The sequence below is a fragment of the Mongoliitalea sp. genome, from assembly GCF_054166905.1.
The window spans coordinates 1-18,094 of record NZ_JBSZCK010000027.1 but is presented as its reverse complement, the minus strand read 5'-3'; the positions used below and the strand labels follow the sequence as shown (position 1 = coordinate 18,094).

The 18,094-nt window shown below is 43.9% G+C and carries 2 protein-coding genes; both read left to right on the top strand.

Features of this window, described 5'->3' with window-relative positions:
* Positions 1-115 precede the first annotated feature (115 nt).
* Entirely contained in the window at positions 116-475 is a 360-nt protein-coding gene (locus ACXIUD_RS09580) for a helix-turn-helix domain-containing protein (protein WP_458052411.1), read from the top strand.
* Positions 476-943: 468 nt separating this feature from the next.
* Positions 944-18,094, top strand: a 17,151-nt coding sequence (locus tag ACXIUD_RS09575) for a PKD-like domain-containing protein (RefSeq protein ID WP_458052410.1), incomplete at its 3' end; no start/stop codon positions are given.

Sequence of the window (18,094 nt, the reverse complement as noted above, 5' to 3'; positions counted from 1 at the left end):
TAAATTTTTATCTTAAACCTCAAACATGTTTCAAAAGCTGTTTTTGAAACATCAAGATTTTTTATCCCAAATTATTTTTTTTCAACTTCACCTCGCAACAAAATTTTCGGCATTTATGGAACAATCCTCTTCCCATGAAAGTAAGGTATTGGAAAAAATTACTGAAGCTCTAGAAAATGAGGAGCTGATTACAAACCCAGAGCTCAGCTTACATGATTTTGCAAAGGCTATAGACAGTTCTCCCCGTACAGTATCAAATGTAATCAATAAATACTGTCAGAAGGGCTTTAGAGCCTTATTGACACCTTACCGTGTTCGCAAGGCTGTAGCATTGATGAAAAGTGGCAGTAAGAAAAAACTTAATGAAATAGGTAAAGAAGCAGGTTTTAATTCAAGAACCACGTTTTTCACCTCTTTCAAGCAAGAGTTGGGTGTTTGCCCCCGTGAGTTTGCAAAAACAATTGAAACTCCCTAATAAGTTGCGTAGTCCCCGCTTTTTAAAACTTATTAGTGATTTTTTCAGCTTTCATTTTTTGTTATGGCAATATTCTTTCCTTCCCAATCAGGTATTTAATCAGTTATTCCATAGCAAGTCGCTTAGCTCAAATTTTCATTGACAGTTCTGCATTATTGAAATAAGTTAGCTTGAGAATTTGACCTTTGTTTAACAAAAAACTGTTTCAAAAAATGCACTGGCAACTTTTGAAACAGTTTTTGAACACAATTTAAGTCGTGGGAAAAACCACTAAAAATGTATTTTGAACCATATTTAAATACTTTTATTCGAACATTTTTAAAAATATGTTTCAAAAACTGCTTTTGAAACATACACTCTTAAGAAAAGGGGTGAAAATAGTTGACTTTAGATTCCTGAAAGGGATAGCTATGCCTATACAAGTCTATTTGCAAGCTTTCCCTAGGTGTCAACCTAATGTCCCAATCTATGAAACCAGTATTACGAAGAATCGCTGTCTTAGTCCACTTGTTGTGGGTCTCCGTGTTTTTTCAAGTGCAAGCCCAAACTGCCATTGCACCAGCTTCGGGGAATGGTGATCCCGGCAATCCATATCAGATAGCCACTTGGCAAAATCTGTACTGGATATCCCAAAACTCATCTGAATGGGGCAAGCATTTTGTTCAGACTGCGGATATTGATTTTGCTGATGCAAGTACGGCTATTACCACTTGGGACGGTGGTGCAGGTTGGACACCGATAGGTTTAAGTTCTTTTGTAAATCCCTTTTCAGGCATATATAATGGTGATGGATATACTATTTCAAATCTATTTATTAACAGGCCGCTTAGTGATCGTATAGGGCTATTTGGAGGGACAAATAATGCAACAATTACAAATCTTGGTCTACTTAATGTGTCAGTTATAGGAAGAGACAATGTAGGTGCTTTGAGTGGAGAAATGGAAAACACGAGCATTTCAAAATGTTTTGTTTCAGGAGGGAATGTAGTTGGTCAACCAACAGGGATAGGGCCTTTTAATTTAGGAGCTCTAATTGGTAGGGCTCTTTCAGGAGGAGCATTATCTGATATTTATACCAATGTTTTGGTTCAAAGTTTGGATTTAATTAACGGGAATTCGAGTGGTTTAGTTGGAGGTTTTTCATTTACTCAACCGAGTATTAGTAATGTTTACATAGCTGGTCTAATCCATCCTGATGCGTTAGGACCTGGTTTCCCCTTTGGACCTTCATTTATCCGTCATATAATTGGTCAGGGTTATACATCCGGCAATTGTAGTAACTGTTTTTTTGATAATAGTATAAATACTAGTGTTAGTGCAAATGGTGCAACGGGAAGAACTACTTTTCAAATGCAGCAACAATCAACCTTTACCAACTGGGACTTCCAATGTGAGGTAGAAAATGGAACAGCAGATATATGGGGAATTGATGAAGGAAATGGTTATCCAGTATTGAGCGTCTTTGGTTTTGTTCAAAGTTGCCCATGTTTAGTAAATGCTATTGAACCATCAAATGGCGACGGCCTTTCTCTTGCAACCGCCTACCAAATTTCCTCTTTTGAAAACTTACTCTGGATTACCGAAGACCCAAGCAGGTGGGATAAATTCTATATTCAAACAGCTAACATCAATGCTTCTGTCACAGGAACAGACACCGGTTGTTTCCCGGAAGGTTGGAGTCCTATTGGGAATTCTTCTACAAAGTTTACTGGTAGCTATGATGGAGGTGGGTATACCATAACAGGTTTGTCTATCAATAGGCCTACCACTGATAGGGTAGGACTTTTTGGAGACACTGAAGGAGCTACAATTTCTAATCTTGGTCTTATTGATGTAAATATCATAGGGGCTAATTTAGTAGGAGGTTTGATTGGTGTTTCTGCTGGTGGAGGAAGTGTGTCACAATGTTTTGTAGTCGGAGGAGAGATTTCTGGAAATAATTCAGAAGATGGCTTTATTGGAGGCTTGATTGGTCGCATTTTTAGTGGAACTACTGTTAACAACGTTTACACCATAGTTGTAGTTGAAAATAGGACTAATACTCAGCCTGCTGCTGGTCTCATTGGTCAATATGATGGAATTAGCATAACAAATGCTTATGTAGCTGGCCCCGTTAATCCTAATGCAATATCACCTGGGGGGCCAATTCCTGCATCGGTTAATAGAAGAGCTATCGGTACATCAAATGGGGGATTCTGTAACAATTGTTTTTTTAATAATACAGTTAATCCATCAGTATTGGCTGGCCAAGGTCAAGGGCGCTCTACTGCCCAAATGCTCCTCAGATCAACCTTCACCGGTTTTGATTTTGATGCTATTTGGACTATGCAAACCTTGGTCTTGAATGGTTTTGCATCCTATCCTTATTTTGGTTTCCAAGTTTTTGATGCTTCGGAAGCCCCAGGTGCAGTTCCTGCGGGAGTTTCTAACCGCACGCAAACACTCAACTTTACCTCCGTGCAGTTAGCTATCGATTTGGCAGCAGCAGGCGATGAAATCACCATGGGTATTGGTACCTATGTAGAAAATGTATCGACCATAGGTGCAGGAGGAGTTTCCTTATCTACAGGGAACAGTCCGGGCTGTACGACTATTGACGGTAATTTTACGCTTACATCAGATGATGAATTTTTAGTGGAAATCGAAGGAGAAACTGTTTGTACCGAATACGATCGACTGACAGTAACTGGAAATGTAGTCCTTGGTGGAGCAGATTTGATCATTGATCTTTCCTTTGCTCCTGCCATTTCTACAAGCTTTACTATTTTAGAATACAATGGAACCCTAACCGGCACCTTTGCACAGACCGGAACTTTTCAGGTGAGTTTTGGATCACAAGTGTACGATGTTACGATTGATTACGGTACTGGCAGTAATAGTGCCATTACTCTAGAGATCAGTCCATGTACCCCACCGGCCATCGATCCGCTCAGTGGTGAACAGAATATCTGTCAGGGGGCAAGTACGACCTTTACCACAGGAGCCACCCCGGGTGGTACCTTTACTTCCGCTGATGAAACCATTGCAACGGTTGACCCGAGTACGGGCTTGGTAACGGGCATAGGCGTAGGAACTACCACCATTACATACACTATCGAAGAAAATGGATGTCCCGCTTCAGTCACACGAGAGGTTAACGTAAGTGTAGCAGCTGTAGGTGTAATTACTTCTGAGGATCAGGTTATCTGTGTCGGATCCACGCCACTACCACTTTCCATACCTGCTGATACCGGCGCAGTTATTCAGTGGCAGATCTCTTCTAATAATGTTAACTTTGTGAATTTAACAGGAGAGACAAACCCAACATTAAACCTAGGGCCTGCCTCTGCGACGCGATTCTACAGAGCGCGCTTGACCATTGGCTCTTGTGTGACTTTTAGTTCTACAGTTGAAATCGCAGTTACTGCCGCTCCTGTGGAGTCTACCATTTCTGCGGATCAAGAAATCTGTGCGGGTAATATTCCTTCTCCATTAAATTTGATAGGTGCTACTACTGGGATTCAATGGGAATCTTCTACGGACAATGTAAACTTTACGCCAGTTGTAGGTGCTACTGGTTCAAGTCTAATTTTCTCTGCTCCTGTTACGCAAAGTACCTTCTATCGGGCAGTAATTAGCTCAGGTGCTTGCTTACCATTTGTTACTAATGTAGTATCGATAGAAGTAGACCCCTTGACAAGTGCTGGGACCATTACACCAAATGACCAAGTAATCTGTCCAGGAACCCAAGGAGGACCATTGACAGTAACTGGGGCTGTAGGAGAGCTACAATGGCAAACTTCAACCAACGGTGTTGATAATTGGGTGGATATTGACGGAGCTACAGACGCAACGCTATCATCTGCACAGATTGGCACCTTGAACTCCACTAGATTTTATCGAGTAGCCGCTACAAGTGGTTTATGTGGAATAACTTTCAGCAATGCTGTGCCGATTACGGTTGATTTTTCTGCTGCAGGAATCATTTCTGAAGATCAGGCAATTTGTACAGGAAGTACACCTGCTGATATTACATTGACAGGCTTCAGTGGAACTATCGTATGGCAGTCCTCTTTAGACAATGTCAATTTTACAACCATTGCAGGACAAACAGGAGCAACCTTACCGGGTACGGCTTTAGGAGCTGTTACCCAAACAACCAATATCCGTGCATTAGTGAGCGGCACTTGTACAAACGTACCTTCTCCTGTTCACACCATTACAGTGAATCCCATCCCTCCAGCTCCAATAGCAGTTGCTGCTCAGGATATTTGCGATGCCAGTGGTGCTACCTTAGCGGATATAGCTGTTACAGGTTCAGGAATCAAGTGGTATGACGCAGCAACTAATGGTGTAGAATTACCTCTGAATACAGTTTTGGTCAATGGGGCCACCTATTTTGCTTCCCAAACCTTGTTAGGGTGTGAGAGTACTGATCGGGTAGCAGTTGCGGTGAATTTGGTAGAAGTAAATCTTGCTGCACCAAATGCTCCACCAATTCAATATTTTTCTCCAACCATCACGCCTCGTATTAGTAACTTGGTAGCTACTGGTACAAATGTTCAGTGGTTTGCAGATGAAGTTGGGGGAGTAGCACTAGCCTCAAGCCTTGCTTTAGTAGATGGAACAACTTACTGGGCTCAATCTTCCCAGTTTGGCTGTTCCAGTCCTCGTACACCTGTGCTGGTACAAATCAGCTCCTTCTCTTCTGAGGGCTGTGGTTTGACCTTGGTTGGAAATCCAACCTACTGTGCCAACGATATTATCGAATTAAGAGCCATCAATATCAGCCCTGAGATAGCAGGCAATATCCGTCAATGGTCCCAACTTTCTGGTCCATCTGCTTTATTATCTATTAATACTGAAAGAGACATAGCTACTATTTCAGGCGTAGTGTCTGGAGGTTATTATGTATTCCAGTTCCAGAGCCGTTGTGAGTCTGGGTTATTGATGGTTGAGCAAATTGGCTTCCAAGTGGTAAATACACCTACAGCTGATGCAGGTGATTCAATTCAGGCCTGTCCTGGAGATTATCAATTGAACGCAGCTCCATTAGCGACAGGTGAGTCGGGCCTGTGGTCCATAGTACAAGTGGAAAATGCTCTTGGTCAATTGGTAACCCCTGGCAGTATTCAGTTAATTAATCCAACTTCTCCAACAGCTACTGTTCGTTTCTTAGAGGGAGTGGGAGGATTAGTTGGATTGAGATGGACGGTTACCAACACCTTGACTGGTTGTAGCGATTCAGATATCATTGAAGTTTTCAATTGTGGTGGCGAGCCCATAGATGCAAATAGGAATGGTTCGAACACAATTAACTTAAACTCTTGTTATAACTTAGCAACTTCAAGGCAAGTAACCCCAAGCTATGCTGGGCAAACCTCTTGCGGGGTTGAGTCAGGCTATGACTTTTTATCAGGTCCTTCGCAACCAAGTATTCAACGAACCACTCTTTTGAATGGACAGTTTTCATATGTCTTTGGTAACCTAATTGAGGGAACGTACACATTCCGATACAAGGTTGAAGGAGGTTGTTTCAATGGAGAAGATACGTTGACCTTAATAGTGCCTGCAGCAGAGGGCGGTGCAACTCCAGCAGGAATTAGCTTCCCGAGTCAGTTTAACTCTACCATAACAGTCCCTATTGAGCAGGATCCAGGTACTCGAAACTTTTCTACGGCCTATATCTGTAAAGACGATAATCCGTCCAGTAGTTTTATTTTTACAGGAACTACTCCACAAAATGCAGGTGAAACTGTTTCATGGAATCTTCGGACAGTGACTGGTTTTAATTCATTTACAGGTGTTTATGGGACTGCTACCTACAGTGGTCCAATGACGCTTACACCAAATACTCCATTTGGTCAAAATGTTAGTCTTAATAATCTTACCCCAGGATTATATGAAATTCAATATACGATCGAGACTAGAGTAGATCCATCCGATCCAACTTCAGCTATCCGTTGCACCTCTACAGCATTCAATTTAGTACAGATTGTTGATGCCGATGTATCCATAGAAGTGAATGGAGGGGAATCTACATTCTTAATGGAATGTGGTACTAGTACTTTCTCGATTCCATTGAATGAAACTGGTGGCGATGTGACTGAGTTTAGAATACTCTCGGCCCCTGCTCCTCTGCAAGGCTCTTCATCACTAACCACAGACTGGGCAGTATTGGATAATTCAGCTACTCCTGGTTTCTTCTCTGTTTCTGGGGTACAAGGTGCCGGTGAATATGTATTTGAGTTCCGAAGAAAATATCAATTTGCACCTTCGGCGAGCTTATGCGGAATCGCTTACACGCAGTTGTCCGTGATTAAATCAAACCCTCCAAGTACTGCTATTGTCGGAGGTCCTCAACAGATTTGTGGTTCATCGGTCACCAATCTTACAGCGCTTGCGCCAACAGGAACCTCTACTGGGCGATGGACGCAGGTTAGTGGTCCGAGTCAGGCGACAATAGCCTCACCTCTGCAGCGAAACACCGCTGTTTCTGGATTGGTCCGTGGTACTTATGTATTCCGTTGGACAGTATCTAATGGACCTGCATGTCCGAGTTCATCAGCGGATGTTCAAGTAAAGGTATCTCCTAATTTACCTGTAGTTGAACCCCAACCAGCCACCGTGGAGGTTTGTTTTGGGCAACCTATTCAGGTACAAGGTAAGCAGAACTTACTGGGAGATGAAAGTATTTCTTGGAGTGTAGTTCCAAGTACAGGAGTCAATTTTTCAAGTACTACGGTTAGCAGCCCAATTGTCACAGGATTAGCTGCGAATACTACATATACCTTTACTTACACCATTACGAATGGTTGCGGTACAGCGAATCAGACATTTACAGTAACTACTTCCGATACTGCAGGAGCACTTCCGGCAAATGCAGGCCCAGATCTGTGTTTACCAGAAGATACTGAAAGCTTTAATTTAGCCGGCAATCTTCCAGCAGAACATAGCGGTCTTTGGACTGTTATTTCTCAACCAACTGGATCTATTATCAATTTTACTGATGCTACATCTTCGACTACTTCAGTGTCGATCGATACTCCAGGGGTTTATGTATTGGAATGGACATTGACACGGGATGGAGCCAGTGCCTGTGGAACCACCGCTGATCAGGTTACGATCAATGTGACTGAGTCATTGGATAATGCCAATGCAGGACCGGATATCATCATTTGCGATAATGAGCCTGTAACTTTACAAGCTGAAGCACCTAATGTGGGTTCAGGATCATGGACTCAAACAGGAGGTCCGGGAGGATTGGTAGTTACAAATCCAACATCTCCAAACACTACAGTCACAGGATTTATATCCGGTCAATTCTACACACTTCGCTGGACTGTCAGCTTAGAAGGCTGTTCCGCTCAAAGTAGCTTTGATGAGATGGTGCTGATTCCATCTACAGGCGCACCAGAAGCGATTGCTCCTGCCGAACAAAATATTTGCGAAGGAACTTCAGGGACTGTGACAGCAACTGCCGCAGATGGTGGTTTCTGGTCCTTTATCAGTGGTCCTACCATTCCTACATTTGCCAATGCATCCCTTGCTACGACCAATATTGCTAATCTTGTTCCAGGCACTTATCAACTAGCTTGGAATGTGCCAGCAGCAGGTGATTTCTGTGAGCCTTCCTCTGCTCCCGTAACCTTACGCGTAAGTACGATTGCCAATGCTGGTCCAGATTTAGAATATTGCGGATCAGTAACTACCATTCCATTAAATGGTAATGGAAGTGTTGGTACTTGGACATTTGTGTCAGGGCCAGCCACTCCTACGATTACAACCATTGCTCCTACACAAGCACAGGCTACAGGATTGACTGCTCCTGGTGTCTACACGTTTGAATATAGCATAGCAGCATTGGGAATTGATTGTCCTCAGACAACAGATCTAATGACTGTGACCATCAATGGAAATCCTACAACCATAGCTGATGCAGGTCCAACCCAAGAATTGTGTAATGCGACTGAATTTACTTTAGCGGCCAATGATCCGGCATTGGGAGAAGTGGGTACCTGGTCGATTATATCCGGAGCTGGTGGAAGCTTTGCTGATATCAATAATCCTAACACCACATTTACAGGGGCTGCCCCCGGAACCTATATTTTCAGATGGACCATTGCTTCTGCTGACGGATGCAGCATCAGTAACTCTTCCAGAGTTTGGTTATACAATTATCCAACAGTTACAGATGAAATTAATAGTGCTAATGCTGGTGCGGATCAATCGATTTGTACAACGACAGCCATCTTATCAGGGAATACACCAATTAATTTTACCAACCCTCAAGCAGGTGCGCTTGGAACTTGGACGATAGTTTCTCAACCAGGAGGAGGGAATGCTACTATTGTCAGTCCTAACTCCCCAAGTTCTCAAGTGACTGGATTAAATGTTTTGGGAGACTATGTATTTAGATGGACCATTTCTGTGGATCAAGGTCTATGTTCAGCATCTGACTCAGATGATATTATCATTAGTGTTACAGGTTCAGAAGTGTTAGCTGATGCAGGACTTGATCAGGAACTATGTTTAGGGGAAGCTTCCATTCAATTGAATGCAGATGCTGGGCAGACAGGTGTTTGGTCCCAAGTATCCGGGCCAGCCGGAAGTTTCAACAACAGCGCTTTACCAAACGCTAGCTTTACGCCAGTTCTTGCAGGAACCTATGTGTTCAGATGGACAGTAGGCACGGGAGATTGTCAAAACTTTGATGAAGTTACTGTGCAGATAACAAATCCACCATCTCTTGCAACAGTTTTGGAGGATAATGTGTCTGTTTGTTTATTTAACGATGTAACCTTAACCGCCCTTGCACCGGCAGTGGGCACTGGTCAGTGGTCTCAAGTGTCAGGGCCTACGACAGCGCAATTGTTAACGCCTACAGCACTTTCTACCAATGTGGTAGTATTAGTTCCTGGTACGTACGTGTTCCGCTGGACAGTCAGCAATGGAGGGGTCTGCGGTGTTTCAACTGCTGACGTCACTTTGACTGCTTTGACTACGGTAACGCAGGCAAAAACTAACTCTCAATTCTTGGATATCTGTAGGTTCCCGGAAACGGAACCTCCTTTTGCAGGTTCAATTACCCTTGAAGCCAATACACCAGGTCTAGGAGAAACAGGTACTTGGGAATTTGTAAGTGGACCAACTACCATTACTTTTGATGATATAAACAGTCCTACTGTGGTAGCTTCAGGTTTCACCAATTTTGGAGAACCTTCTACCTACCGAATAAAATGGGTGATTTCTGCCGGTTCAGGTTGTAATCCTACTGAAGATGAAATTGAAATCAGACTATGGGATGAACCTACTGAACCTTTGGCAGGCACCTATGGACCTTTCTGTAATGCCCCTAGTTTTGCACTTAATGGTAATTTACCGGTCGTGGGTGAAGGGGAATGGGAGTTTGTGTCGGGCCCAAGTGGTTTGGAAACAGTTGTTTTTGTAAATCCTTTGAACCAATCCATTGAAGATCCTACTAATCCTCAAGCGATTGCAAGAGGTCGCATTGCTGGTGCTTTGGTTGATTTGATACCAGGTACTTACGTGTTGAGCTGGAATATTGCCAACGGACCGGCATGTACACCAAAGCGTAATGAAACAACGATTATAAATTTGCCTCCTTTATCTGCTGCTGCATCCGGAAATGCGCAGATATGTGAAGGTGGGGATCAGACCTTGTCCTTTACTCCGTTTGGAGGTACCGGCTTCTATAGCTACCAATGGCAGGTAAGTGATGGAACCTGTTCGGGTGTTTGGACTGATATCCCAGGTGCTACCGGTACTAGCTATACGACTCCTTCCTTATTTACAACTACGCGCTATAGATTTGTCATTACTGATATTGGTGATCTAGGGAATGGAATCGATCCAGTATGTACCACACCATATATATCATCTTGTTTCACAGTATTTGTAGTAGAAGATCCAGTTATTACATCTGTTTCTATCACTCCAACGGAGTTTTGTGCGGATGAAGATGCGAAGCCAATTTTAAGTGTCAATGCAACAGGTGGAACTCCTTTCTTAACGTATGTGTGGGAACAGCGTACTGGTCCAGGCGAAAACGATTGGACTGTCATTACAGTAGGTGAACCAGACGGAGGAACCCTTGCTGCCCAGGTGAAATCACTTCAGGCTCCATGTCCAAGACCTGCATTTGTTGCTCCTTCGTGCGACTGTCCTACAGGAATGGTGGCAGTAGGTTATACGGCTGAGATTGGGAATATTTATGGGGAAGATGTAATTTCTTCCTTCACCTTGGAATGTCGTCAAATCAACCAAGATGGTACTTGGGTAGCAGGACAGGATGTTACCGTTACCTGTAGCAATGGTTCAGCCACAGGCACACGTACGGAATCTGTAATAGCATCTCCAAACACTGCATTGGTCGGATTTAGTAATAGAATTGGTTGCGGAATTGACTTGCTACAAGGACGTTCAAAGCCATTATCAGAGATTTTAGCTGGTGGTTCAAACACCAATAACACCTTGCTTGCTGGTCTTGGAGGACTAGGTGGAACTATTCAAGCCACTCAGTTGGCACCAGCGGGATACGCGATTGTGGGTATGACAACGTATTTGGATGGTGATTTTGCAGGCGGATATGCTTGGCGCTACATCCGATTGACAGATTTATTTGAAGGGGCGGAATTTTCCGATTGTACAGTTAATGGGGGAGATGGTGAAGTTCGGGTTACTGTGAGTGCATCAGGCAGAGGTTGTGATACAGAGGTGTCCGCTCCGATTACTTTCTCAGTTGCATGTGACGCTATCTTTACAGACCAGCCTGAATCAATTAATATCTGTGCTAATGAAACTACCACCCTTACTGCTACTGTGGAAGGTGGAGCAGGCATAACTCGCTACTGGGTAGAGTCATCCAGTACGTTCGATGGCATATTTACCCGCTTGCCGGCATTCCCTGAAGATGGAATCGAAATTAATCCAACGCTGGTCGGTGGTGATATCTATGAGTTATCTTATGAGACTGATGCACTGACTCAAAATGCATTCTTCCGATTTGTTGTAACACAGGAAGGCTTAGGATGTGATCAAGCTGTTTCTGAGGTAGCTGGTGTGTATGTACCTACTATTGTGGAGCAGCCGCTCGCCTTGCGTTCTTCGGCTTGTGAGTCTGATATTGAATTCAATGAAAATACCTTTACAGTGCTCATGGAGCCTGGCTTTGCAGGAGATGATCTAATCACCTATACCTATCAATGGCAAATATTGACAGCAGGTGTTTGGGAAAACGTGAGTAATGACAATCCACTTGGAGCGGTGTATGCTGGAGCAACCACCGAAGAATTAACAGTATCAGGAATCACTGGTTTAGGTACCTATGAGTTCCGGGTAGTGGTAATACCTTCTGTAGGAGGCATCGCATGTGCTTCCATTACTTCTGATGTGGTTACTTATGAGATCGTTTCAGATCCGGTGATTGTAACCCAGCCAGAGGATGGCTTGATTTGCACTGGTGAAACGTATACCATGACAGTGGAAGGAGCCGGTGGTACACCTGGTCCTGTGTATCAGTGGCAGCGTGAAAATGGATTTGGTACAGACAACTGGATCAATATCACAGGTGCAACCAACACGAGCTATACTACTCCAGCGCTTTCAACCAATACACGCTATAGAGTATTTGTAACTGCTCCTGGTAATGCCTGCGAAACAGGCTTCTCAAGAGTTGTGACTGTAACGGTCAATAGTCTGACCCCTGGTACGATCTCCAGCAATTTTGCAGCAGTCTGTGAAGACGAAGGTCCAAATGCCCAACCTACTATCAACCTCACAGGTACAGTAGCAAGTTCTCCAAATGCAGGAGCGATAACCTATCAATGGCAAGCAAGCACTACTGGCGTTAGTGCCGGGTTTGTTGATATCTCAGGAGCAACAGGTCAAAATTATACCTCAGCTGTTCTTGGTCAAACCACTTGGTTCAGAAGAATTGCTACTTCGACATTAACGGTGACAGGGGGAAGCCCAAGTCCAATTGGACCAAGTGCATGCGATGAAATTTCCAATGTAGTACAAGTGGTGGTCAATCCGGTTCCGGTGGTTAATTCGGCGGATACGAAAACAATTCGTGACGGAGATGCAGTAGCCTATACGATTACTTCAGATGTAGTAGGAAGTAGCTTTACATGGACTTCTGTGGCTGAAACCCCTGATGTGACTGGAAATACTGCAAGTGGAAATGGAGCCGAAATCAATGATGTACTCTTGAATTCTTCTAATGTTCCATTGATTGTTACGTATACCATCACACCTACTGGACCAAATCCTACAGATTGTACGGGAGATAACTTTACTTTTGTAGTGACGGTGAATCCTACTCCAGATGTAGCTCCTGTTTCTGATCAAGTGCTTTGTGCAGGTGAATCAACTGCTCCAATCAGCTTTACCGGAGATGTAGCAGGAACGGTATTCCGTTGGACTAATTCGAATCCATCCATTGGTCTGGCAGCTTCTGGTACTGGAAATATTCTATCCTTCACTACAGTTAATCCTACAAGTGTAGCACGAGTAGCTACCATTACTGTTACTCCTGAATTTACTAACAATGGTGTTACAGGCTTTGGAGATCCTGAGACCTTTACTATTACTGTAAACCCTGTTCCAGCGATTGCAGCAAAAACAACTACCATTTGTAACGAAACAAGCTTTACCATAACTCCAGTCAATGGCGTTGGGGGAGATGTTGTACCTGCTGGTACTACCTACACTTGGACCGTATCTAATAACCCAGCAGTGACGGGTGCAAGTGATCAAGACACACCGCAATCGTCCATTTCTCAGACGTTGACGAACACTTCCTTGACAGCTCAGCAAGTAGTGTACACAGTGACTCCTGTAGGAGGAGCTGCGGTAGGCAGTTGTACGGGCGCAGAGTTTACGGTTACCGTAACTGTTCAACCTACTCCAAATGTCAGCATCGTAAATAATGCACCTACCATTTGCTCAGGAAGCACAACGAATATTGGACTTTCAACCACCATAACAGGAACCACTCCTGGAGTAAGCTATACATGGACTGCTACCTTACAATCTGGTACAGCCACCTTCACGTCAAGCGGTAGCGGCGCACCGACTGGTCAGGTCATTACCAATACTTCCAATACGCCAGCGGTGGTCAGATATACAGTGACACCAGCCATCGGGGCCTGTACAGGTCCTGCGGAAACTGTAGATGTACAAGTATTGCCAAATGGAATTGCTAATCAGCCGGTTGCACAAGTTCACTGCCATGATGCAGAAGTCCCTGAGACAGTATTTACTACTAGCCAAACTGGATTTGATGAAGTGACCTATAACTGGAGCGTCACAAATGGTACAACCATAGGACTTCCAGCCAATAGCGGAACGGGCAACCTTCCTGCATTCACCGCGATTAACACAGGTACAGCTCCAACTTCAAGAACTGTCTCTGTAACCATGACTTATACCAAGGATGGTATTAGCTGTACAGGTGCAGCACGTACATTCACCATTACTATTAACCCACTTGGTCAGGTTAATGATATTATAGACCGGGTTGTCTGCCATAATCAGCCGACTACCGTAAACTTCTCTACGGTCAACACAGGTGGTACGACTACTTATGCGTGGTCTTATGCAGGAGATGCTATTGGATTGGCAGCAAGTGGAACAGGAAATATCTCCTTCACCGCTCAAAATACAAGTAATGCTCAGCTTTCTGGAATAGTTACGGTTACACCTACATTTACCAATGGTGGTCAGTCATGTCCTGGACCAAGCAAGACATTTACGATTACTGTAAATCCAAGTGGTCAGGTAAATGCTATTGATAATCAAACACTTTGTGCAGGCGAGGATACACAAGCGATAACCTTCTCTACCTCCCGTACAGATGGAAGTACTACCTATACTTGGACAAATAACAATACTGGGATTGGATTAGCTGCAAGCAGTGGAGGTACTGCAACTGGTATCCCAAGCTTTACAGCGATCAACGCCACAAACATTCCTATTACAGCTACTATTACGGTAACGCCAACCTATTCCAATGATGGGGTAAGTTGTGTGGGTACCCCACAAACATTCACCATTACTGTAAATCCTACACCTCAGATTAATAATAAAACCGCAGAGATTTGTGATGATGGAACCTTTACCATCACGCCAGTCAATGGCGCAGGTGGTGACATAGTCCCAGCAGGAACTACCTATTCATGGATAGTAACTCCTAATGCAAATGTGACAGGCGAAGTGGATGGTTCTGGAAGTGATATTTCAGGTACGTTGACAAATGATACAGATGAAGTTCAAATAGTTGTTTATACAGTAACACCAACTTCAGGGAGCTGCGTTGGAGAAAGCTTTACGGTAACTGTTACATTAAACCCTAAACCAAAAGTTACGGCTACTCCTGCGAATGAAACCATTTGTACAGGTGATGATACTGGCATTACATTGAGTACCGTTTCTACGGGGACAACTGCTGTCTTCTATCGTTGGACGGCTGCAATTCAAACGGCACCAGCTGGAGGTACCATCACAGGATTTACTAATCATTCAGCTGGTACCCTCAGCGAGATTGTTCAAACATTGACCAATTCAGGCACTTCACCGGGAGTGGTTCGATATGTAGTCACTCCATTTATCGGAGATTGTGCAGGTGATCCAATCAATGTGGATATCACTGTGAATCCAAGTGCAACGGTAGTAGTACCAACTGACGCGGTTGTTTGTAATGCCGAAGAAGATGTAACTATCCCTGCATTTGGTACCACCAATACAGGAGGTACCGTTACCTATGCGTGGACAAATGATACCCCTGGAATTGGCTTAGCTGCATCTGGAACTGGAAACATCCCATTATTTACGGCAATCAATACAGGAACTGCACCAATTGTTGCGACCATTACTGTAACGCCTACTTTTACTAATGATGGAGTGAGTTGTCCAGGAGCATCGGATACCTTTACTATTACGGTCAATCCATGGGGTCAGGTCAATGATCCAGTTGATCAGACTGTGTGTAATGACGAAGAAACTACCATTGCTTTTACTACCAATAATACAGGTGGTACGACTACTTACAATTGGACAAATGACAATACAACCATTGGCTTAGCAGCTTCTGGAAGTATTTCCGATGGAGGCAATAATGGTACTGCTACATTTACATTTGATGCAGTGAATACTGGGACTGAACCAATTTCTGCTACCATCACTGTAACTCCGGTATTTGAAAATGAGGGAGTATTCTGTTCTGATAACAGCAGAAGCGAAACATTCACCATCACCGTCAATCCAACTGCACAAGTTAATCCAGTCACAGATATCGAGGTTTGCGGAAATGACTTGACTCAAGTTAACTTCTCCACCAATAGAACAGGTGGTGTAACGACCTATACTTGGGTAAATACGAACCCTGGTATTGGCTTAGCGGCAACTGGTTCTGGCAATATTTCATTTAATGCTGTGAATTTTGGTGCGATCCCGATAATTGGGGAGATTACGGTTACACCTCGTTTTGAGGGTGGTTGCGAAGGCCCTTCTGAGACCTTTACCATCACGGTAAATCCAACTCCTATCGTCACATCCAACTCAACCAAAACTATTTTGAGTGGAGAGAATGTCGGTTATAACATCACTTCCAATGTACCAGGAACCACCTATACTTGGACAGCTGTAAATACTGTGGGTACAGTTACTGGCTTTACTGCCTCGGGATCAGGTGCATTGATAGATGATGTTTTGGTGAACGTCGGTCCTGCTAATGGTACTATCACTTACACGATCCAACCTTTTGGACCTGCACCTACGAATTGTCCTTCACCTCCATTCTTCTTGGTGGTAACCGTAGAAAACGGCGATCCAAAAATTGGAGTAGCCAAAGAATTGGTATCAGTTGTCCGAAATGCAGCTCCTGCTACAACCTTCAGAGCTACCTATCAAATCCGCGTAAGAAACTTCGGAAATACACCTTTAGAAAAGGTTCAGATTAATTTTGATATGGTGGATGCCTTTGGGGCAGGTAATTTCGATGTAGTAAGCGTAACTTCTGATTCTCTACTCGTCAATGCAGGCTTCAATGGAGCCTCAGATATACGATTGTTGAGTAATCCGGTAAACGCACTGGAGGTTGGAGAAGAAAAAGATTTATTTGTAGTCGTTGATCTTGAACCTAGTCCTACAGGAACCTATGAAAGTAATGTGCTGGCATCAGCCGAATTTAACGGATTCGAGGTTACGGATACTTCACAAAATGGATTTGACCCAGACCCTGATGGTTCAGGGCCAGAAAATAACACAGAAGCTACTCCAGTTTGCACTACATTCATAGATATCGATTCGATTTCCAATACGGTATGTAATGCAGCAGTAGGTTCAGTTACCTTCACAGTGAGCTCTGCTGGCACAATTACCGTAGCAGGTCAAACCGCAACAGTTACAGCTGGTGATTTAAGTGCTACCTTTAGTAATTTAACAGCAGGTTTCTACACGGCTGTATTCAGTACAGCAACTGGTTGTAGCAATGAAGTCAGCTTTAATGTTATTAATACCAATAGTGATTTGGAAGCATCCATAGCTGCATTTGAAAATATTTCATGTGCGGGAGAAACGGATGGTTCATTCACCATTGCAGCAACTGGTGGTACTGGTACATACACATTTAGAGTACTAGAAACTGCTGAGACGAATGCTACAGGTGTATTTGAGGATTTTTCAGCTGGCAATTACAACGTGTTGGTTACAGACGCGAATGGCTGTTCCTTCACTGTTGCAGTAACATTGACTATTCCAAACCCACTGGTCACCAGTTTGATTAGTGTTGTAAATGAATCCTGTTTTGGAGCAAATGATGGGGCTGTTCGTATTGGCGCAACGGGAGGTACTAGTGGTTATTCCTATGCTATTTCTACGGACGGAGGTGTCACTTTTGGAGTAGCACAGTCTAACCCATTATTCTCAAATCTTGCACCGGGCAGTTATACATTCAGAACCATTGATGCAAATGATTGTGAATCAAATGAAATCACAGTTGTCATTACCGGAGCTGCATCAGCCCTTACTATCGATGCTGCTGATGAGACAAATCCTTCCTGTTTTGGAGCGACCGACGGAGGTATTGAATTGACGGTAAGTGGTGGTACAGGCCCTTACACTTACTTGTGGAGCAACGGGCAGTCTGGAGCTAACCTGGTGAATGTTGGAGCGGGTACGTATACGGTTACCATCCGTGATGCGAATGGATGTACGTTGGCGAGTCCTGTCTACACGTTGACATCACCGGGGGCAGTGACGGTAACAGCAACATCCATTGCGAATACGGAATGTAATGCGAGCGTGGGCAGTGTGGTATTGACCTCATCTGATGGCTCTGATATTACCCTGAATGGAGTTACGCAAGCGTCGGGCAGTACCTTTACGGGTCTTGCTGCCGGCTTCTACACAGCGGTTTCTGGAGGAACATGTGCAGGAGAGACGACTTTCAACATAATAAATACAAACAGTACGCTTACAGCCTCTGTGACCAACATTAACATGGTAACAGTAGCAGGTGGCAACAACGGATCTGCGACGATCACGGCAGTTGGCGGTGCGGCACCGATTACTTACACCTTACTGGGAGCAGGTACAACCAACGGAACGGGAGAATTT

Bases quoted from the DNA above. Each gene is read 5' to 3' on its own strand.
- ACXIUD_RS09580 (WP_458052411.1), top strand. From the start codon at position 116: ATGGAACAATCCTCTTCCCATGAAAGTAAGGTATTGGAAAAAATTACT.